Genomic DNA, 19,350 nt, shown 5'->3' with positions numbered 1-19,350 from the left:
CGCAATGACGAGCTTTTTAATCGTTTTGTGATTGGCTGTTCGTCGCGCAACGCTTGCCGATGCAAGGTTGGCAATCGGGCTCTACATCAAGGTGATTGATATGTTGCGATCAGGCTTTCTCTTTCGTTCGAAATTCTTCGCCATTGCTTGTGCCGCCGTCGCTTCGATCGGTATTTTCGGGCCGGCTTCTGTCGCTGCCGCGGAAAACGACGCCATCCGCATCGCCGTCGAGGGTGCGTTTCCTCCGTTCAACTATCTCGATTCCAATAACCAGCTTCAGGGCTTCGACGTCGATATCGCCAAGGCCCTGTGCGAGACGGCCAAATTGAAATGCGAATTCGTCATCCAGGAATGGACGGCGATGATCCCGAACCTTCTGGACAACAAATACGACGCGATCATCTCGTCGATGTCGATGAGCGCCGAGCGGCGCGAAAAAGTCGCCTTCACCCACAAATATTACGACAGCCCCACTGTCTTCATTGCTCCCAAGACGTCTGCGATTGCCGGCACGTCACCCGAGGACCTGAAGACCCTGAAGCTCGGCGTAACGGCGGCGACTTCCCAGGAATCCTACGCCAGGAAGTTCTATGGCGGTGTCGCGACGACCGTCTTCAAGGCGTCGCCGGATCTCTACAAGGGCCTTGCCGACGGCGAGGTCGATATCATCCTGGAAGACAAGCTGGCGGTCTACGACTGGCTCGCGAACACCAAGGCGGGCAGCTGCTGCGAGTTCAAGGGCGCCGATATCAAGAATACCGAATATTTCGGCGACGGAGCCGGCATCGCCGTGCGCCCCTCCGACAAGGCATTGCTGGACAAGCTCAATGCCGCGCTCGAAACCATCCAGGCCAACGATATCTACGATACGATCAACGCGAAATATTTCCCGTTCAGCATCCGCTGACAGGCGGCATGTTTCAGCTCTCCGTGATGCGCCGGTCCTCGTCGGTGCCGACGGAGAGCTGCTTCCAGTCCAGGTCTTCCTGCAGTTCCAGATATTGCGTCGGCCCGATCTGGTCCCTGTCGCGCAGCTCCTCCAGGCGCTGGCGCTGGGCGATGACGGCCGCGATCGTCAGCTTGCGGCGCCTTTCGAGCGGCGAGGCCTGGCCCAGGTCCGACGGCACGGTCCAGTGATCCCGGCAGACGGTGCGGATCGCCTCGGCCTCCGCGCCGCCCTCCGTCTCCAGACGCTGAAAGGCGGCTTCGGCCAGCGATCGCCGGGCCGCTTCCAGCTCGTCGCGGACCTCCGACTGACGTCCGAGTTTGAGGAAGTAGATCATCGGCGCAAGCGTCGCCCCCTGGATGACCAGGGTTGCGAGCACGACCGCAAAGGCCGTCAGCACGACGAGATCGCGCTCGGGAAAATCGGCAGGCAGCGCAAAGGCGGTCGCAAGGGTGACGAGGCCGCGCATGCCGGACCAGCCCACCAGAAAGGTCTCCCCGTTCGTAAACGGCGCCAGCCCGTTTCCGCGCCGGTGGCGCGAGGCGACGAAGGCGTGCAGCAGGAAGGCCATGGCGAGACGCGCAAGGATGACGCCGGCCACCACGATGGCGGCAAAACCGAGCGCCCGCTCGAGCGCTTCGGCGGACATGGATTCCACGATGCTGCGGGCCTGCAGGCCCATGAGCAGGAAGGCGACGACGTTCAGCAGGAAGACCACGGTGGTCCAGACGGCGAAGGAATGCACCCGCATGCGCGGCGAATCCTCGACCGTCGAAAGCGTGGCGATCGTCATGGCGCTCGCAACCGTTGCCAGCACGGCCGAGAGATGCAGATGTTCCGCGATCAGCCAGGTCGAAAAGGCATAGACGAACTGCAGCAGCGTGCCGCCGACCGTATTTTCGGTCATGGGCCGAAGCCTGGAGACGAAGAAGCCGAAGACGATGCCGAAGAGAATGCCGCCGGGGGCGGCAAAACCGATCTGCAGCGCCGTTGCGCCGTCGAGCCCGCCCCGTGCCTGGACCGTCAGCGCCGCTCCGAACAGCAGCAGGGCCGTCGCGTCGTTGAACAGGCTTTCGCCCTTCAGGAGCGCGTCCACCCGGCGGTCTACCGGCAGGTTGGACAGCACGGCGGTCGCCGCCGCCGCATCGGGCGGCGCAACGATGGCGCCAAGCGTGACCGCCACCGCAATCGGCAGGCCGACGGTCAACAGGCTGATCGACACGACGACGCCGGTCGTCACCAGTACCGCGATGACGGCGTAGAAGATGAGCGGCAGCAGCATGCGTCGCGCAGCCCCCATCGGGAAATCATAGGCGGAATCGACGAGCACGGGCGCGATGAACAGGGCGAGCGCGGTCGGCGGATCGATCGGGATGACCGGTGCGCCGGGCAGCATCGCCACGGCGACGCCGCCGGCTGCCAGGATGCCGGGATAGGGCAGGTGCGTGCGCCGGGTGATCTGCAGCAGCAGGATCGCGACAGCCAGCAATGCGACGAGCGTTTCGAAGAAGGTCATGCGGGCATAGTAGCAGGCTTTCGGGCGCATTGAAGCGGGTGCGGCTCCCATGTAAAGCTTAAGCCTGTCAAGGTGATGACGAAGAACGGGACGAGGCGGTTGACGATGGACTACGATGTGGCCGTTATCGGCGCCGGCGCAGCCGGCATTGCCGCGGCACGAAAGCTGGCCGCTGCCGGCCGCTCGGTCGCCATCCTCGAAGCGAGCGACCGCGTTGGCGGCCGCGCCTGGACGATCGAACTGTCAGGCATGCCGCTGGACATGGGCTGCGGCTGGCTGCATTCGGCAGAGCGCAACCCGCTTGTCGCGCTGGGCCGCGACACCGGCTTCACGATCGAAAGCGGGCCGACGGCCTGGCAGGGCCAATGGCGCGATCTCGGTTTTGCGCCGCAGCAGCAGGCGGCCGCTGCCGCCGCCTGGATGGCACTGGAGGCGCGGCTTCGCGCCGATCCGCCGCAAAGCGACAGGGCTTCGGACGCGCTGGAGCCCGGCGGCGAGTGGAACGCCTATTGCCAGTCGCTGAGCGGCTATCTGAACGGGGCACCGCTGGAACGCCTGTCGGTCGCCGATTTCCTGGCCTATGACAGTGCCGCGACCGATTCCAACTGGCGGGTGCACGAAGGCTATGGCAGCCTGATCGGTGCCGCCGTCCCCGACGTCGCACTGCGTCTCTCGACGCCGGTGCGCCGTGTTGCGCTGACCGGCAAGGGCGTGCGGCTGTCGACCGACAGGGGCGCGGTGACGGCGGGCGCGGCGATCGTCACCGTTTCGACCGCGGTTCTTGCCGGGGGAAAGATCGCCTTCGACGCCGATGTTGACGATCATCTCCATGCCGCCGGGCAGCTGCCGCTTGGCCTTGCCGACAAGCTCTTCATGGAGCTTGCCGGCAATCATGGCCTGGAGCGGGAAACCCACCTGCTCGGCGATCCCAGGAGCGACGAGACCGGCAGCTATTATATCCGGCCGCTCGGCCGGCCGGTCGTCGAAGGCTTTTTCGGAGGCAAGGGCGCCGTCGTTCTCGAAAGCAAGGGCCTGCTCGAAGCCTTCGCTTTCGCGCTCGATCAACTGTCATCGCTTCTCGGAAACGATATTCGCCGCCATCTGCGGCCCTTGGCGGCCTCCTCCTGGTGCCGCACGGACTGGGTCGGCGGCTCCTACAGCCACGCGCTGCCCGGCCATGCCGGCGCCCGCGCGATCCTGGCGCGGCCGGTCGGCGAGCGCCTGTTCTTTGCCGGCGAGGCGACGCATCAATCCGATTTTTCGACGGCGCACGGAGCCTGGGAAAGCGGACTGCGCGCGGCAGGCCAGGCCATCGAATCTGCTGCCTGAGATCGACGGCTTCGGCAGGCTTTTGCCCGCCGACGGTCTTTTTTGGCCGAACCTGGCCGGGGCGTCATCTGCACTACACACTTGCGGCCTACGCCATTGGGCGGAGGTTTCAGCCTCATGTCCAGTCGAACCAACGTCACTGCAAAACGCCTGATGGATGCCTGCGAGTCGCTGCTTTGCGAAGCGCACAGTCCGGAAGAGCTGACGGCGCGCCGGATCGCGATCCAGGCGCAGGCCACGCCTTCGGCAATCGCCTATCATTTCGGATCGCAGGAAGAGCTGATCACCGCGGTGGCCGAACGCGTCTACCGTCGTTTGAACGCCGAGCGCCTCAGCCTCCTGCAGAAGGCCGTCGACCGGCGGGCGCCCAATCCTCCCGATATCGAGGAGGTGATCGCCGCGCTTATCGGCCCGTCGATCCGCTGGGCAACCGATCCGACATCGAGCTATCCGGTGCTTTCGCATTTCACCTCCATGGCCCATTCGAACCGCGACGGGGCGCCGCACTACCGCCGCATCACCGACGATGTCGAGCATCACCGCGCCTTCATTCCGCAGCTGAAGCGGATCGCGCCCTGGCTCGACGAAGTGGATATCGGCTGGCGCCTGAACTGCGCGCTCGGCATCCGTTCGCAGGTCACCCGCAGCCGACAGCGCACCGAGATCCTGACCAACCATCAGATGGATCTCGACAATCCCGAGCTCGTCATCGCGCGCATGGTGGAAGTCATCGCGCCGATGTTCCGGCGGTCCTGCTGACCTCGGCCGGTCGCAGCCGGTCGGGTTTCGAACAGCATTCGAAATCCGTCACGCCTGCGAAACACGCCCCCTCTATCGGTTGCCTCGCGAAAACCGTCAGGGAGCCTTCCGATGCGCCGCGAAACCACCTTCATTCATCTGACCGACCTGCACATCGGCACCGCCGATGACGACCATCTCTACAGCGACACGACCGAGACACTCGAAAAGGTGCTCGATCTGGTCGCAACGGTTACGCCGAAGCCGCAATTCGTGGTCGCCAGCGGCGACCTTACCAACCGCGGCGACGCGGAAAGCTTTCGCCGGCTGAAACAGATCATGGATGCCCGGATCGACGTGCCGGTCGTCTATGCGCTCGGCAATCACGACACGCGCCCCGGCTTCTACGAGGGCATGGAAATCGCCACCGACGATCCGGATGCGCCCTACGACCACGATACCGTCATCGACGGCATTCACATCGTGACGATCGATTCCTCGACCCCCGGCCTGATCGGCGGCACGATCGATCCCGAACAGTTCGACTGGCTGGCCTCGACGCTCGATACGCATCCGGAACTGCCGAAGCTGATCGTCGTTCATCATCCGCCGGCGCTCGGCGAAGAGGCCGACGCCACGCACTGGCGCACCATTCACTTCCCGCAGTCCGAACGGTTCCGCGCCCTGCTCAAGGGCCGCAACATCATCGGCATTCTGAGCGGCCACATCCATCACGACCGCGTTTCCGTCTGGCACGGCATCCCCGTCGTCGTCGGCACCGGCCAGCATGCCGCAACCGACATTCTGCGCACGGACATCCTGCGCATGGTGCGCGGCGCTTCCTTCGGCATCGGCACCATCCGCCCCTCCGGCCTCACCATGGCCTTCGTGCCGCTGCCGTCCGATCGCGCCGAGCTCAACACCTATCCGCTTGACATGCTCATGGCGCGGGCCGTTCCCGTCGCCGCCGAATAATTCCAGGAGACAGATATGTTGCGCAGAACCACGTTGAAGTTCACGGCCGCGCTCGCCGCCGTCTCGCTCTTGCCATCAGGCGTCTTCGCCGGGATGCCGGCAACCGTCGACAAGCCGGTGACGATCAGCTTCTACAACTACAATCTCGCCTCGGCGAGCGCCGGCGCCGAGGCGACCAAGGAACTGATCGCCGGTTTCGAAAAGAAATTCCCGAACGTCAAGGTCGAGACCGTCGCCGTCCCGTCCAACGAGATCATGTCGCGCGTGCAGGCCGATATCGTTGCCGGCAAGCAGCCGGACGTGGCGCAACTGGTCTTCCGCGACCTGATCTACATCGCCAGCGACCTCGGCGCCAATGCGCTGGAAGACATGGTCGATGCCAAGGAGCTGAAGGACCATCTTGCCGGCATGATCCCGCAGGGGCTCGAGCTCGGCAAGGTCGACGGCAAGACCTACGGCCTTGCCTACACGTTCTCGACGCCGATCCTGTTTTACAATGCCGATCTCTTCAGGCAGGCCGGCCTCGATCCCGACAAGCCGCCGAGGACCTGGGACGAGGTTGACGCTGCCGGCAAGGCGATCAAGGAAAAGACCGGCAAGAACGGCTTCTTCCCCGGCGCCTACGGCCCGACCGACGGCACTTTTGTCTATCAGTCGATCGTCATGTCGAACGGCGGCAAGGTCCGCGACGGCAACACGCTGACCTTTGCCGACAAGGATGCGGCCGATGCCGTCAGGATGCTGCGCGCCATGGTCGACAGCGGGGCGCATGCCAGGATCGACCCGGCCAGCGCGTCGGACACGTTCGCGGCCGGCAATATGGGCATGTTCCTTTATACGAGCGCGCTGCTTTCCAGCGTCAAGAAATCGGCCCAGGGCAAGTTCGAGCTGCGCCTGGCGGCCATGCCCGCCTTCGGCGACAAGCCGACGGCGCCGACCAATTCCGGCAGCGCCCTCTTCGTCTTCAGCAAGGACCCTGAAAAGCAGCGCGCCTCCTACGAGCTGCTCAAATACCTGACGAGCAAGGAAGCCTATACGATCATCACCAGCAAGATCGGCTACCTGCCGCTGCGCCTCGATATCGTCGACGACCCGAACTATCTCGGCCCCTGGGTCAAGGAAAACCCGATGTTCCGGGCCAATATCAGGCAGCTCGACCACCTGACCGCCAACATGGCCTTCCCCGGCCCGAACTATCGCCAGGTCGAGAAGATGATGATGGACAGCGTTCGCGAAGCCGTCTTCGGCAGCGGCGATCCGGTCGAAGCGCTGAAGAGCGCGCAGCAGCAGGGCCAGGACCTGATGCCGTAAGCCCGCAGCCTTCACGAGGAACCAGGAGGATGAAGGGCGCCAGACCACCGCCCTTCATCGCCAGTCGATCGGAGCTTTCGCCAATGACAGATATCCAGGCGGACATCGCCGGCCCTGCCGAGCTTGCCGGAGCCCGGACGAGCGCGCGCCCGTGGCGCGAACGTTTTGCGCTTTCACCCTGGCTCTACCTGACGCCCGCGCTGCTGCTGCTGATGGTATGGACCTATATTCCGCTGGCCGAGGCGTTCCGGCTGTCCTTCTACCAGTGGAACATGCTGCCGACGGCGCCGCAGCGCTTCGTCGGCCTGACGAATTACCAGCGATTGCTGGCGCTGCCGGAAATGCGCAATGCCCTCTGGAACACGCTCTATTATACGATCGGCCTGTTTCCGATGTCGGTCGTCATCCCCCTCTTCGTGGCGATCTGGACGCAGGATCTCGGCGGCCGCGCCCGCACGCTCTACCGGGCGATGATCTTCGTGCCGATGATCATCGCCCCCGTTGTCGCGGCCGTCCTGTGGCGCTGGCTGCTGAACGAGGACCAGGGGCTCGTCACGCTTTCCCTCCAGGCGCTTGGGCTTGCCCGCATCGGTTTTCTGACCGATCCGCATTACGCCCTGCCGACGCTGACCTGGATCACCGGCTGGAAGCTGATCGGCTTTTCCACCCTGCTTTTTTCCGCCGCCAATGCCGGCATCAACCCGTCCTATATCGAGGCTGGGCGCATCGACGGCGCCAGCCGATGGCGCATTATCCGCGACATCCGCCTGCCGCTGCTGTCGCCGACCATCCTGCTCTTGTCGATGATGACGGTGCTCTTCGGCGCGCAATGGAGCTTCGCCTATATCAACGTGCTCACCAATGGCGGGCCGCTGAAGTCGACGACCAACATCTTCTACCTGCTCTGGGAATACGGTTTTCAGACACTTTCGGCCGGCTGGAGTTCGGCTGCCGGCATGATCGCCTTTGCCGGCTTCGCGCTGCTCGCCGCCTTCTGCATGTGGCTGACGAAGAGGTTTGCCTTCTATGACAACTGAGGCCATCGGCGATCGCCGGCAGGGCCGGCCGTCCCCATTGCGCGGCTCCGCGCGGGCATTCGGCGTCCACGCCGTCATGATCCTGCTCTCCCTCGTTTCGGTCTTTCCGGTCTACTGGATGATCGTCACGTCGCTGCGGCCCGAAAACGAGATCTTCTCGACGGTGCCCTGGCCGTCCCGTCCGACCTTCGACAACTACCTCTTCGTGCTGACGCGCGTGCCGATGCTCGAGATGCTTGTCAACACGACGGTCGTCTCGGCCGCGACCGCCCTGCTGCAGGTGGCGACGGGCATGCTCGCCGCCTATGCGCTGGTGCGCTGGCGCCTGCGGTTTTCAGGGGTCGTTCATGGCCTGATCGCCCTGTCCTGGCTGGTGCCTTTCCAGGTGACGATGATCCCGAACTACGTGCTGGCGTCCAGGCTCGGGCTGCTCGACACGCTGACGGGTCTCGTCGTGCCCAACGCCGCCCATGCCTTCGCGATCCTGCTTCTCTACCACGCCATGCGCGCTTTCCCGACCGAGGTGCTGGAGGCGGCGCGCATGGACGGGGCGCGCAGTTTTCGCATTCTCTGGCAGATCGTTGCGCCCAACATGGGGGCGCCGATCGCCTCGCTTTCCATCATCGCCTTCATTTCCGCCTGGAACGAATATTTCTGGCCGCTGCTTCTTTCGCGCAAGCCCGAGAATTCCGTCGTACAGATCGGCCTGCAGATGTTCATGACCCAGGAGGGAAACCTCTGGGGGCCGCTGATGGCGGCGGCCGCGCTCGCCAGCCTGCCGATCCTGCTGATCTATCTCGTCCTCCAGCGCCACGTCATCGAATCCTTCATGAAATCCGGAATCCGTTGAATGCAGACCTATCAAAGAGTGCTTGCGCTGGATGGCGCCCATAACGTGCGCGACCTTGGCGGCTATGCGACCGGCGCCGGCGGGCTGACGCGCTGGCGCTCCCTCCTGCGCGGCGATGCCCTGCACGGCCTGAGCGCGGCCGATATCGAAGCCCTCGTTGCGCAGGACGTAACGACCGTCATCGACCTGCGCAACGGCCACGAGATCGCCCTCCAGCCCAACCGGCTCGAGGGGGACGCGCGGGTCGTCTACGCCAACATACCGCTATTTGCCGCGCTTGCGCCCATCGACATGGGCGCGGCCGACGCGGCAGGCTTCGATATGGGCGAGCGCTATTGCCAGGCTCTCGACAGCTGTCAGCCGGCCATCGCCGAAGTGCTGGCGACGATTGCCCGCGCGCCTGACGGTATCGCCCTGTTTCATTGCACGGCGGGCAAGGACCGTACCGGCCTCATCGCCGCCCTCATTCTTGCAAATGCCGGGGTCGACGACGCCGTCATCATCGAAGACTACGCGCTGACGGGATCGGTATCCGGTCCGCTGCTCGGCCAATTGCGGGCGCGGGCGCTGACGCGCGGCGCTTCCCCCGCATTCGTCGATACCGTTCTTGCATCCGCGCCGGAAAGCATGGCCCGCGCGCTCGATCATCTCGCCAGCCGGTATGGCGGGGCGGGCTCCTACATGGCGCAGATCGGCATGAGCCGCCGGGACGTGCGGGACCTGGAACGGCGGCTCGCCGGCTGATGTCGGCAGCAGCGGCGGACGGCGCCAGCCCTCCGCTTGCGCGCCGTCCCCGCAGGCAGCGAGGCGATCGTTATTGCAGCGTGCGGTTCTGCAGCTGTTGTCCTGCGGCATAGTCCGGCACGGCGGCCGGCTGGCCGGCGCCGTCGAGGCCGGTCGCCACGACCGAGACGCGGAACTTGCCGTCGAGGCTGCGGTCGAAGATGGCGCCGACGACGATTTCGGCGTCGTCCTGCACTTCGTCGCGGATGCGGCTGGCCGCCTCGTCGACCTCGAAGAGGGTCATGTCGGAGCCGCCCGAGATCGAGATCAGCACGCCCTTGGCGCCCTTCATCGAGATATCGTCGAGCAGCGGATTGGCGATCGCAGCCTCGGCCGCTTTCATGGCGCGGCCTTCACCGCCGGCTTCCCCGGTGCCCATCATCGCCCGGCCCATGCCGCGCATGACCGATTTCACGTCGGCAAAATCGAGGTTGATGAGGCCTTCCTTGACGATGAGATCGGTGATGCAGCCGACACCGGCATAAAGCACCCGATCGGCCGTCATGAAGGCATCGGCGAAGGTGGTCTTGGCGTCGGCAATGCGGAAGAGGTTCTGGTTGGGGATGACGATGACGGTATCGGCCGCCTGGCGCAGCGCCTCGATGCCGGCTTCGGCCATCTTCATGCGGCGGTTGCCTTCGAAGGTGAAGGGCTTGGTGACGACGCCGACCGTCAGGATGCCGGCCGAGCGGGCCGCATGCGCAATGACCGGTGCCGCGCCCGTTCCCGTGCCGCCACCCATGCCGGCGGTGACGAAGCACATGTGCGAGCCGCTCAGGTGATCCATGATTTCGTCGAGCGATTCTTCCGCCGCAGCGCGGCCGACCTCCGGCAGGGAGCCGGCGCCGAGGCCTTCCGTGACATGGGCGCCGAGCTGGATGCGGCGCGTCGCCTTGGAGGTCGCGAGCACCTGGGCGTCGGTATTGGCGGCGATGAAATCGACACCCGCCAGTTTTTCGGCGATCATGTTGTTGATCGCGTTTCCGCCGCCCCCGCCGACGCCAATCACCGTAATCTGCGGCCGCAATCCCGTAATGCCGCTCTTGGCGTCTGTCATCGAACTCTCCTTTTGTCCCTCGTGCGTGTTCCGCCCGTCGCGGACCGCGAATCGCCTATAGGTTAAGCGCGCAACAAGGCAGAGGCTGGGCGAGCTTTGCAATATCCAAAGGGATTTCAGCACGCGATCATGTTCGAAAGAACCGCACGGCGAAATTGCTCCTGCCGATCGCACCAGTGGCGATTGCTTTGCCTCGAAGCGAAGTTTCGTTAAAGATGAAAGCGAAACGAAGGGAGGGCGCATGTTTCTGTCGGATCGTCAGGAGAAGATCATCGCACTTGCGAGATCGTCGGGCCGGGTACTGGTCGACGATCTGGCGGCGCAGTTTGCCGTGACCCCGCAGACGATCCGCAAGGATCTGAACGACCTTTGCGATGCGCAGCTTCTGACGCGCATCCATGGCGGCGCAACCTTCCCGCGCGGCACGGAAAATGTCCGCTACGATGCGCGGCGCCAGATCGCCGCCAGCGAAAAACAGGCGATCGGCGTCGCCGCAGCCGATCTCATTCCCAACAACAGCTCGCTCTTCATCAATATCGGCACGACGACGGAAGCCGTCGGAGAGGCCTTGACGGATCACCACGAACTGATGGTGATTACCAATAATATCAATGTTGCCAACAGGTTGCGATTGATCGACAATATCGAGGTGGTGATTGCCGGCGGTGTGGTGCGCCAGTCGGACGGCGGCATCGTCGGTGAAGCGGCGGTCGATTTCATCCGCCAGTTCAAGGTGGATTATGCCGTGATCGGCGCTTCCGCGATCGATCCGGACGGCGCGCTTCTCGACTACGATTTTCGCGAGGTGAAAGTGGCGCAGGCCATCATCGCCAATGCCCGTCACGTCATCCTGGTTGCGGATTCCACCAAGTTCGAGCGCACCGCGCCCGTGCGCATCGGCCAGATTTCGCAGGTTCACACCTTCATCACCGACCAATGCGAGTCACCCTCCATCCGCAATATCTGTCAGCAGAGCGGTGTCGTGCTCGTCGAAACCGCGAAAACAAACCGCTGATTTTAGCGCTCAATAACATTCGTTTGACATTCGGAAAATTTTCGATTTAATCGTCCTCACTTTCGCAACGGTTTGGGGGAACCGCTGCGCTGTCCTGGCTCAACGAGGGGGAACATGGGCCGTATTCACGATATTTTCGTCATCGGCGGGGGGATCAACGGCTGCGGGATCGCGCGCGATGCGGTTGGGCGCGGTTATGCGGTTGCGCTTGCGGAGATGAACGATTTCGCTTCGGGTACGTCGTCCGGCGCCACCAAGCTGATCCATGGCGGCTTGCGCTATCTCGAACATTACGAGTTCCGCCTGGTGCGCGAATCGCTGATGGAGCGCGAGATCCTCTGGGCCATGGCCCCGCACATCATCTGGCCGCTGCGTTTCGTGCTGCCCTATCACAAGGGCGGCATCCGCCCGGCCTGGATGATCCGGCTTGGCCTGTTCCTCTACGACCATCTCGGCGGCCGCAAGCTTCTGCCGCCGACGGCCGTGCTCGACATGCGCAGCGATGCGGCGGCCAGGCCGCTGAAGGCGCTGTTCACCAAGGCCTTCGAATATTCCGACGGCTGGGTCGACGATGCCCGCATGGTGGTGCTGAACGCCCGCGACGCCGCCGACAAGGGGGCGCTGGTCATGCCGCGCACCAAGGTCGTCTCGGCCAGGCAGGAGAAGGATGGCGAGGGCAAGAACGTCTGGACGATCGAGACGGTCAACACGCTGACCGGCAAGAGCGAGAGCCATCAGGCCCGCATGCTGGTCAATGCCGCCGGTCCCTGGGTCGATCACGTCATCCGCTCTGCCTTCGGCCATAACGAGGCCCGCCATGTGCGCCTCGTCCAGGGCAGCCACATCGTCGTGAAGAAGAAGTTCGAGGACCCGCGCGCCTATTTCTTCCAGAACCCCGACAACCGCATCATCTTCGCCATCCCCTACGAGAGCGATTTCACCCTGATCGGCACCACCGACCGCGATTACACCGCCGATCCGAAGGACGTGGCGATCTCTGAGGAAGAGACGGCCTATCTGTGCAATGCGGCCTCGGAATATTTCCAGGAGCCGGTGAGGCCCGAGGACATCGTCTGGACCTATTCGGCGGTGCGTCCGCTGTTTGACGACGGCGCCTCGAAGGCGCAGGAGGCGACGCGCGACTATGTGCTGAAGGTGGAGGGCAAGGCGGGCGAGGCACCGTTGCTCAACGTCTTCGGCGGCAAGCTCACCACCTACCGGCGGCTGTCGGAACATGCGCTGGAGAAGATCGGCGAGGCGATCGGTGCCAGGGGGAGGCCGTGGACGGCGGGCAGCCATCTGCCGGGCGGCGACTTTCCGGTGCAGGGCTACGAGGCGGAAGTGACGAAACTCAAGGGCCGCTATCCGTTCCTGGCCGATGCCCATGCGCGCCGGCTCGTCCGCCGCTACGGCACCAAAGCATCCGTCATTCTCGGCGATGCCCGCAAGACGGACGACCTTGGCCGGCTGTTCGGTTCCGATCTCTACGAGGCCGAGGTGCGCTATCTCATCGACAACGAATGGGCCGTCTGCGCTGACGATGTGCTCTGGCGCAGGACCAAGGCCGGCCTGCACATGACGAAACAACAGATGCATATTTTGGAGGAGTACATCGCCGCTCTGCCCGCGACGCTCGCAGGCTAGGCCGGCATGTGGTCCCCGTCTTGAGGAGGCACGGGAACCGGAATGCTCGAATTGCGCAATGCCGCAAAGATGGTCGGCGGTGAATATCATATTCACCCGACGAACCTGACATTTGAACGGGGATCGCTGAACGTCCTGCTCGGACCGACGCTCTCGGGCAAGACATCGTTGATGCGGCTGATGGCCGGCCTTGACCGGCCGACCAGCGGTTCCGTTTATTTCGACGGCGCCGATGTGACCGGCATGCCGGTGCAGAAGCGCAATGTCGCGATGGTCTACCAGCAGTTCATCAACTATCCGGCACTCAGCGTCTATGAAAACATCGCCTCGCCGATGCGCATTGCCGGGCGTGATGCGAAGACGATCGATTTCGAAGTGCGCAAGGCGGCCGAGCTTCTGAAGCTGACGCCTTATCTCGATCGCACGCCGCTCAACCTTTCCGGCGGCCAGCAGCAGCGCACCGCCCTTGCCCGCGCGCTCGTCAAGAATGCCAGCCTCGTGCTGCTCGACGAGCCGCTGGCGAACCTCGACTACAAGCTGCGCGAGGAACTGCGCGAGGAACTGCCGCGCATCTTCGCCCAGTCGGGCGCGATCTTCGTCTATGCGACGACGGAACCCTCCGAAGCCCTGCTGCTTGGCGGCAATACGGCAACGCTCAGCGAAGGCCGCGTCACCCAGTTCGGCAAGACGATTTCGGTCTATCGCCGCCCGGTCGATCTCGTCACCGCCAAGACCTTTGCCGACCCGCCGCTGAATTTCATCGAGGTGGAAAAGAACGGCGCCATCTTCCGGCATGGGGCCGGTGCCGAGATCATCGTGCCGCCGCATCTGGCCGCCACGCCTGATGGGGCCGTCACGATCGCCTTTCATCCGCATCATCTGTCGCTCGAGGCCCAGACGCCGGCCTCGCCGCGGCTCCAGGCCCGCACGCAGATTTCCGAAATCACCGGCTCGGAAAGCTTCGTGCATGTCGATTTCAACGGCGTGCGCTGGGTGATGCTGGCGCATGGCATTCACGACATCGATCCCGATACCGAGATCGCCGTCTTCCTCGACACCCGCCATCTCATGGCCTTCGGGCCGGACGGGCGGGCAATCGCAACCGGCAGCCAGGCGGCATAGGAGGTTTCAATGGCACGCATCACGCTCGACCATATCCGCCACGCCTACGGCCCCAATCCGAAATCCGACAAGGATTATGCGCTGAAGGAAGTCGACCACGAATGGACCGACGGCGGCGCCTATGCGCTGCTCGGGCCTTCCGGCTGCGGCAAGACCACGCTGCTGAACATCATTTCCGGCCTGCTGCAGCCCTCGCACGGGCGCATCCTCTTCGACGGCCGCGACGTGACCGATCTTTCGACGCAGGCGCGCAACATCGCCCAGGTGTTCCAGTTCCCGGTCATCTACGACACGATGACCGTTTACGACAATCTGGCATTCCCGCTGCGCAACCGGGGCGTGGCCGAACCCGAAGTCGACCGGCGCGTGCGCGAAATCCTCGAGATGATCGATCTTTCCGACTGGGCCAGACGCAAGGCGCAGGGCCTGACGGCGGACCAGAAGCAGAAGATTTCGCTCGGCCGCGGCCTCGTGCGCAATGACGTCAACGCCATCCTGTTCGACGAGCCGCTGACCGTCATCGATCCGCATATGAAATGGGTGCTGCGCTCGCAGCTGAAGCGCCTGCACAAGCAGTTCGGTTTCACCATGGTCTATGTCACGCACGACCAGACGGAAGCGCTGACCTTCGCCGAAAAGGTCGTCGTCATGTATGAGGGCGAAATCGTCCAGATCGGCACGCCGGCCGAGCTCTTCGAGCGGCCGAGCCACACGTTTGTCGGCTATTTCATCGGTTCGCCCGGCATGAACGTCATGCCCGCCAAGGTCGCCGGCTCCAGCGTCAGCGTCGGCGAGGAGACGATCAATCTCGACTATGCGCCCGACACGGCGCGGGCGGCCAGGGTCGAACTCGGCATCCGCCCCGAATTCATCCGGCTCGGCCGCGACGGCATGCCGGTCTCGATCTCCAAGGTGGAGGATATCGGCCGCCAGAAGATCGTGCGCGCCCGTTTCGCCGGCCAGCCGCTGGCGATCGTCGTGCCGGAAGACGCCGAGATCCCCGAGGATGCGAGGGTCCGTTTCGACCCCGCGGCAATCAGCATCTACGCCGATTCCTGGCGTGTCGGCAGGGAGGCTTGAACCATGGAAAAGACCCGGAACAACAAGGCCTGGTTTCTGGTTCTGCCGGTCCTGCTGCTCGTCGCCTTCTCGGCGGTCATCCCGCTGATGACGGTGGTGAATTATTCGGTGCAGGATACGTTCGGCAATAACGAGTTCTTCTGGGCCGGCACCGACTGGTTCGACGATATCCTGCATTCCGACCGTTTCTGGGAGGCCCTGCAGCGCAACCTGCTCTTCTCCTTCATCATCCTGGCGCTCCAAATTCCGCTCGGCATCTTCATCGCGCTCAACATGCCGAAGAAGGGCATCGGCGTTCCGGTCTGCCTCGTGCTGATGGCGCTGCCGCTGCTGATCCCGTGGAATGTCGTCGGCACGATCTGGCAGGTCTTCGGCCGCGTCGATATCGGCCTGCTCGGCCACACGCTGGAAGCGATCGGCCTCGATTATAACTACGTGCGCGATCCGCTCGATGCCTGGATCACCATCATCGTCATGGATGTCTGGCACTGGACGAGCCTCGTCGTGCTGCTCTGCTATGCCGGCCTCGTCTCGATCCCGGACGCCTATTACCAGGCGGCCAAGATCGACGGCGCCTCGCGCTGGTCCGTCTTCCGCTACATCCAGCTGCCGAAGATGAAGCGCGTGCTTCTCATTGCCGTTCTCCTGCGCTTCATGGACAGTTTCATGATCTATACCGAGCCTTTCGTCGTCACCGGCGGCGGGCCGGGCAATTCGACCACCTTCCTGTCGATCGACCTCGTCAAGATGGCCGTCGGCCAGTTCGACCTCGGGCCTGCGGCGGCCATGTCGATCGTCTACTTCCTGATCATCCTGCTGCTCTCATGGATCTTCTACACGGTCATGACCAGCAGCGACGCGAACGCTTGAGAAAGGAGAGAGCCATGGTTTCGACGATGAAACACAAGCCCGCCGGAAATCTCTCCTGGGTGGTCACGACGATCTACATCGTCTTCCTGCTTCTGCCGATCTACTGGCTGGTCAACATGAGCTTCAAGGAGAATGCCGAAATTACCGGCGCCTTCTCGCTCTGGCCGCAGAACCCGACGATCAGGAACTATGCGGTCATCTTCACCGATCCGTCCTGGTACAGCGGCTATATCAATTCGATCATCTACGTGGCGATGAACACGGTCATATCCGTGCTCGCCGCACTGCCCGCCGCTTACGCCTTCTCGCGCTACCGCTTTCTTGGCGACAAGCACCTGTTCTTCTGGCTGCTGACCAACCGCATGGCGCCGCCGGCGGTCTTTGCGCTGCCCTTCTTCCAGCTTTATTCCGCTTTCGGCCTGATCGACACGCATATCGCGGTGGCGCTGGCGCACTGCCTCTTCAACGTGCCGCTCGCCGTCTGGATCCTGGAAGGCTTCATGTCCGGCGTGCCGAAGGAGATCGACGAAACAGCCTATATCGACGGCTATTCCTTCCCGCGCTTCTTCGTGAAGATCTTCACGCCGCTGATTGCAAGCGGCGTCGGTGTCGCCGCCTTCTTCTGCTTCATGTTCTCGTGGGTGGAGCTGCTCTTGGCCCGCACGCTGACGACGACGGCGGCAAAGCCGATCTCGGCGATCATGACGCGCACGGTCTCGGCGGCCGGCATGGACTGGGGCGTGCTGGCGGCGGCCGGCGTGCTTACCATCATCCCCGGCGCGCTCGTCATCTATTTCGTCCGCAACTACATCGCCAAGGGCTTTGCCCTGGGCCGCGTCTGAGGAGGACCGGACATGAACTTTTCCTGGATGGCCTGGACGCTGCCGACGGCGCTCTTCTTCCTGACGATCCTGGCGCTACTGATTGCCATGAGCGTCTGGGAATTCCTTTCGCCGGGGGGCTCGCCGCGCGTTGGTCTGCTTCGTTTCGAAACCACGCGCGGCGACAGGCTCTTCATCTCGCTGCTGGGGGCAGCGTTCATTCATCTCGCATGGCTGGGTCTTGTCGGACCGAGCCTTTGGTGGGCTCTTGGCCTCTCCGTGGTCTACGCCATCGGCGTGTTCCGCTACGTGTGATGCCAGGGTGATATGGAGGCCGGGGGTACTGGCCGCCTGAGACGTAAAGACTGCAATCGCTAAACCTGGGAGGATATTATGCGACGGCATCTACTGACGACGACAGCAGGCATTTTGCTGGCCATGGCGGGCTCCGCCTATGCCGGCATGGACGAGGCGAAGGCCTTCCTCGACAAGGAGATCGGCGACGTCTCGACACTGACGCGCGCCGACCAGGAAAAGGAAATGCAGTGGTTCATCGACGCTGCCAAGCCTTTTGCCGGCATGGATATCAAGGTCGTTTCCGAAACGATCACCACGCACGAATATGAATCGAAGGTGCTGGCGCCCGCCTTTACGGCGATCACCGGCATCAAGATTACCCACGACCTGATCGGCGAGGGTGACGTCGTTGAAAAGCTGCAGACGCAGATGCAGTCGGGCGAAAACATCTATGACGCCTATATCAACGACTCGGACCTGATCGGCACCCATTGGCGCTACCAGCAGGCCCGCTCGCTGACCGATTTCATGGCAAACGAAGGCAAGGACGTCACCAATCCGGGCCTCGATATCGACGACTTCATCGGCAAGTCGTTCACGACCGCGCCTGACGGCAAGCTCTACCAGCTTCCCGACCAGCAGTTCGCGAACCTCTACTGGTTCCGCTACGACTGGTTCAACGACGAGAAGAACAAGGCGGACTTCAAGGCGAAGTACGGCTACGATCTCGGCGTGCCGGTCAACTGGTCGGCCTATGAGGATATTGCCGAGTTCTTCACCGGCCGCGAGATCGACGGCAAGAAGGTCTACGGCCATATGGACTACGGCAAGAAGGACCCGTCGCTCGGCTGGCGCTTCACCGATGCGTGGCTGTCCATGGCCGGCAACGGCGACAGGGGCATCCCGAACGGCAAGCCGGTTGACGAATGGGGCATCAAGGTCGATGAAAACTCGCGGCCCGTCGGCTCCTGCGTCGCACGCGGCGGCGATACCAACGGCCCGGCAGCCGTCTATTCCATCCAGAAATATCTGGACTGGATGAAGGCCTATGCACCGGCCGCCGCCCAGGGCATGACCTTCTCCGAATCCGGCCCGGTCCCGTCTCAGGGCGAAGTCGCCCAGCAGATGTTCACCTACACCGCCTTCACGGCCGACTTCGTGAAGGATGGCCTGCCGGTCGTCAATGCCGACGGCACGCCGAAATGGCGTTTTGCACCGAGCCCGCACGGCGTCTACTGGAAGGACGGCATGAAGCTCGGTTACCAGGACGCCGGCTCCTGGACGCTGATGAAGTCCACGCCCGACGACCGTGCCAAGGCGGCCTGGCTCTATGCCCAGTTCGTCACGTCCAAGACCGTCGACGTGAAGAAGAGCCATGTGGGCCTGACCTTCATCCGCCAGTCCACGCTGGACCACAAGTCCTTCACCGACCGCGCGCCGAAGCTCGGCGGCCTGATCGAGTTCTACCGTTCGCCGGCCCGCCTGCAGTGGTCGCCGACCGGTACGAACGTTCCTGACTATCCGAAGCTCGCACAGCTGTGGTGGCAGGCGATCGGTGACGCCTCCTCGGGCGCAAAGACGGCGCAGGAAGCGATGGACTCGCTTTGCTCCGAGCAGGAAAAGGTGCTGCAGCGCCTCGAACGCGCCAAGGTGCAGGGCGATATCGGCCCGAAACTCGCCGAGGAGCACGATCTTGAATATTGGAACAAGGACGCCGTCGCCAAGGGCAACCTTGCTCCGCAGCTGAAGATCGAAAACGAGAAGGAAAAGCCCATCACCGTCAACTATGACGAGCTCGTCAAGAGCTGGGCCGAAGCCAACAAATAGGCTGATCGACCGGGCCGCAGGCCCGGACGCCTTCAGGCCTTCCCGGCAGCGCGCCGGGAAGGTCGACACCACTTCCAGAACACAAACGGGGAACAGAGCTGCCGTTCCGGCGGAACGATGGCTGCTGCGCAG

18 protein-coding genes are annotated in these 19,350 nt (G+C 63.4%); 16 read left to right on the top strand and 2 right to left on the bottom strand.

Features of this window, described 5'->3' with window-relative positions; genetic code table 11:
- Window positions 1-100 precede the first annotated feature (100 nt).
- Complete coding sequence (locus ACU8HS_RS24770) at window positions 101-907, top strand: transporter substrate-binding domain-containing protein (protein WP_447016418.1); 807 nt, start codon at window positions 101-103, stop codon at window positions 905-907.
- Between the two features lie 13 nt (window positions 908-920).
- Here the strand turns inward: ACU8HS_RS24770 and ACU8HS_RS24765 are convergent, their stop codons facing one another.
- Window positions 921-2,462, bottom strand: coding sequence for a cation:proton antiporter (locus ACU8HS_RS24765; RefSeq protein WP_447016460.1), 1,542 nt, complete (start codon window positions 2,460-2,462; stop codon window positions 921-923).
- Window positions 2,463-2,567: 105 nt separating this feature from the next.
- Here ACU8HS_RS24765 and ACU8HS_RS24760 point away from each other — a divergent pair, with 105 nt between their 5' ends.
- From ACU8HS_RS24760 to ACU8HS_RS24730, 7 genes are all read left to right on the top strand, one after another.
- A complete protein-coding gene (locus tag ACU8HS_RS24760) occupies window positions 2,568-3,791 on the top strand; it encodes a flavin monoamine oxidase family protein (protein ID WP_447016417.1) in 1,224 nt (407 codons plus the stop codon).
- A 117-nt stretch (window positions 3,792-3,908) separates the two neighbouring features.
- Entirely contained in the window at window positions 3,909-4,550 is a 642-nt protein-coding gene (locus ACU8HS_RS24755) for a TetR/AcrR family transcriptional regulator (protein ID WP_112567410.1), read from the top strand.
- Between the two features lie 111 nt (window positions 4,551-4,661).
- Window positions 4,662-5,504 (top strand): metallophosphoesterase, encoded by an 843-nt coding sequence (locus tag ACU8HS_RS24750; protein ID WP_112758961.1) that lies wholly within the window; start codon window positions 4,662-4,664, stop codon window positions 5,502-5,504.
- Window positions 5,505-5,519: 15 nt separating this feature from the next.
- Entirely contained in the window at window positions 5,520-6,815 is a 1,296-nt protein-coding gene (locus ACU8HS_RS24745) for an ABC transporter substrate-binding protein (protein ID WP_447016416.1), read from the top strand.
- A gap of 83 nt (window positions 6,816-6,898) precedes the next feature.
- Window positions 6,899-7,852, top strand: coding sequence for a carbohydrate ABC transporter permease (locus tag ACU8HS_RS24740; RefSeq protein ID WP_447016415.1), 954 nt, complete (start codon window positions 6,899-6,901; stop codon window positions 7,850-7,852).
- Window positions 7,842-8,702 carry a carbohydrate ABC transporter permease gene (locus ACU8HS_RS24735; RefSeq protein ID WP_447016414.1) on the top strand — a complete coding sequence of 287 codons (861 nt, stop codon included), beginning with the start codon at window positions 7,842-7,844 and terminating at the stop codon, window positions 8,700-8,702. The genes ACU8HS_RS24740 and ACU8HS_RS24735 overlap by 11 nt, the downstream gene beginning before the upstream one ends.
- Window positions 8,703-9,446 carry a tyrosine-protein phosphatase gene (locus ACU8HS_RS24730; protein WP_447016413.1) on the top strand — a complete coding sequence of 248 codons (744 nt, stop codon included), beginning with the start codon at window positions 8,703-8,705 and terminating at the stop codon, window positions 9,444-9,446.
- A 70-nt stretch (window positions 9,447-9,516) separates the two neighbouring features.
- Here the strand turns inward: ACU8HS_RS24730 and ftsZ are convergent, their stop codons facing one another.
- A complete protein-coding gene (gene ftsZ, locus ACU8HS_RS24725; protein ID WP_112703130.1) occupies window positions 9,517-10,542 on the bottom strand; it encodes a cell division protein FtsZ in 1,026 nt (341 codons plus the stop codon).
- Window positions 10,543-10,783: 241 nt separating this feature from the next.
- On the opposite strand from ftsZ, the gene ACU8HS_RS24720 reads away from it, so the two are divergent.
- From ACU8HS_RS24720 to ACU8HS_RS24685, 8 genes are all read left to right on the top strand, one after another.
- The gene (locus ACU8HS_RS24720) at window positions 10,784-11,557 is read left to right on the top strand and encodes a DeoR/GlpR family DNA-binding transcription regulator (protein WP_112567389.1); all 774 of its coding nucleotides are present in this window, start codon (window positions 10,784-10,786) and stop codon (window positions 11,555-11,557) included.
- A 114-nt stretch (window positions 11,558-11,671) separates the two neighbouring features.
- On the top strand, window positions 11,672-13,201 hold the full coding sequence (gene glpD / locus ACU8HS_RS24715; RefSeq protein WP_447016412.1) for a glycerol-3-phosphate dehydrogenase: 1,530 nt from the start codon (window positions 11,672-11,674) through the stop codon (window positions 13,199-13,201).
- A gap of 42 nt (window positions 13,202-13,243) precedes the next feature.
- Window positions 13,244-14,323 (top strand): ABC transporter ATP-binding protein, encoded by a 1,080-nt coding sequence (locus ACU8HS_RS24710; protein WP_112753188.1) that lies wholly within the window; start codon window positions 13,244-13,246, stop codon window positions 14,321-14,323.
- A 9-nt stretch (window positions 14,324-14,332) separates the two neighbouring features.
- The gene (locus ACU8HS_RS24705) at window positions 14,333-15,403 is read left to right on the top strand and encodes an ABC transporter ATP-binding protein (protein ID WP_112571332.1); all 1,071 of its coding nucleotides are present in this window, start codon (window positions 14,333-14,335) and stop codon (window positions 15,401-15,403) included.
- 3 nt (window positions 15,404-15,406) lie between these two features.
- Entirely contained in the window at window positions 15,407-16,273 is an 867-nt protein-coding gene (locus tag ACU8HS_RS24700) for a carbohydrate ABC transporter permease (protein ID WP_447016411.1), read from the top strand.
- 14 nt (window positions 16,274-16,287) lie between these two features.
- The gene (locus ACU8HS_RS24695) at window positions 16,288-17,115 is read left to right on the top strand and encodes a carbohydrate ABC transporter permease (protein ID WP_447016410.1); all 828 of its coding nucleotides are present in this window, start codon (window positions 16,288-16,290) and stop codon (window positions 17,113-17,115) included.
- A gap of 12 nt (window positions 17,116-17,127) precedes the next feature.
- On the top strand, window positions 17,128-17,409 hold the full coding sequence (locus ACU8HS_RS24690; protein WP_112571326.1) for a DUF2160 domain-containing protein: 282 nt from the start codon (window positions 17,128-17,130) through the stop codon (window positions 17,407-17,409).
- 78 nt (window positions 17,410-17,487) lie between these two features.
- Complete coding sequence (locus ACU8HS_RS24685) at window positions 17,488-19,218, top strand: ABC transporter substrate-binding protein (protein ID WP_447016409.1); 1,731 nt, start codon at window positions 17,488-17,490, stop codon at window positions 19,216-19,218.
- Window positions 19,219-19,350: the final 132 nt, after the last annotated feature.

It is taken from the genome of Rhizobium sp. KDH_Rht_773_N (assembly GCF_052946295.1).
Note: the sequence above shows the minus strand (reverse complement) of the source record. Positions and strands in the feature narration are given on the sequence as shown.

What these genes read in the sequence shown, in the direction of transcription:
- ACU8HS_RS24770 (WP_447016418.1), top strand. Translation starts at nt 101, where the DNA reads ATGTTGCGATCAGGCTTTCTCTTTCGTTCGAAATTCTTCGCCATTGCT.
- ACU8HS_RS24765 (WP_447016460.1), bottom strand. Translation starts at nt 2,462, where the DNA reads ATGACCTTCTTCGAAACGCTCGTCGCATTGCTGGCTGTCGCGATCCTG.
- ACU8HS_RS24760 (WP_447016417.1), top strand. Translation starts at nt 2,568, where the DNA reads ATGGACTACGATGTGGCCGTTATCGGCGCCGGCGCAGCCGGCATTGCC.
- ACU8HS_RS24755 (WP_112567410.1), top strand. Translation starts at nt 3,909, where the DNA reads ATGTCCAGTCGAACCAACGTCACTGCAAAACGCCTGATGGATGCCTGC.
- ACU8HS_RS24750 (WP_112758961.1), top strand. Translation starts at nt 4,662, where the DNA reads ATGCGCCGCGAAACCACCTTCATTCATCTGACCGACCTGCACATCGGC.
- ACU8HS_RS24745 (WP_447016416.1), top strand. Translation starts at nt 5,520, where the DNA reads ATGTTGCGCAGAACCACGTTGAAGTTCACGGCCGCGCTCGCCGCCGTC.
- ACU8HS_RS24740 (WP_447016415.1), top strand. Translation starts at nt 6,899, where the DNA reads ATGACAGATATCCAGGCGGACATCGCCGGCCCTGCCGAGCTTGCCGGA.
- ACU8HS_RS24735 (WP_447016414.1), top strand. Translation starts at nt 7,842, where the DNA reads ATGACAACTGAGGCCATCGGCGATCGCCGGCAGGGCCGGCCGTCCCCA.
- ACU8HS_RS24730 (WP_447016413.1), top strand. Translation starts at nt 8,703, where the DNA reads ATGCAGACCTATCAAAGAGTGCTTGCGCTGGATGGCGCCCATAACGTG.
- ftsZ (WP_112703130.1), bottom strand. Translation starts at nt 10,542, where the DNA reads ATGACAGACGCCAAGAGCGGCATTACGGGATTGCGGCCGCAGATTACG.
- ACU8HS_RS24720 (WP_112567389.1), top strand. Translation starts at nt 10,784, where the DNA reads ATGTTTCTGTCGGATCGTCAGGAGAAGATCATCGCACTTGCGAGATCG.
- glpD (WP_447016412.1), top strand. Translation starts at nt 11,672, where the DNA reads ATGGGCCGTATTCACGATATTTTCGTCATCGGCGGGGGGATCAACGGC.
- ACU8HS_RS24710 (WP_112753188.1), top strand. Translation starts at nt 13,244, where the DNA reads ATGCTCGAATTGCGCAATGCCGCAAAGATGGTCGGCGGTGAATATCAT.
- ACU8HS_RS24705 (WP_112571332.1), top strand. Translation starts at nt 14,333, where the DNA reads ATGGCACGCATCACGCTCGACCATATCCGCCACGCCTACGGCCCCAAT.
- ACU8HS_RS24700 (WP_447016411.1), top strand. Translation starts at nt 15,407, where the DNA reads ATGGAAAAGACCCGGAACAACAAGGCCTGGTTTCTGGTTCTGCCGGTC.
- ACU8HS_RS24695 (WP_447016410.1), top strand. Translation starts at nt 16,288, where the DNA reads ATGGTTTCGACGATGAAACACAAGCCCGCCGGAAATCTCTCCTGGGTG.
- ACU8HS_RS24690 (WP_112571326.1), top strand. Translation starts at nt 17,128, where the DNA reads ATGAACTTTTCCTGGATGGCCTGGACGCTGCCGACGGCGCTCTTCTTC.
- ACU8HS_RS24685 (WP_447016409.1), top strand. Translation starts at nt 17,488, where the DNA reads ATGCGACGGCATCTACTGACGACGACAGCAGGCATTTTGCTGGCCATG.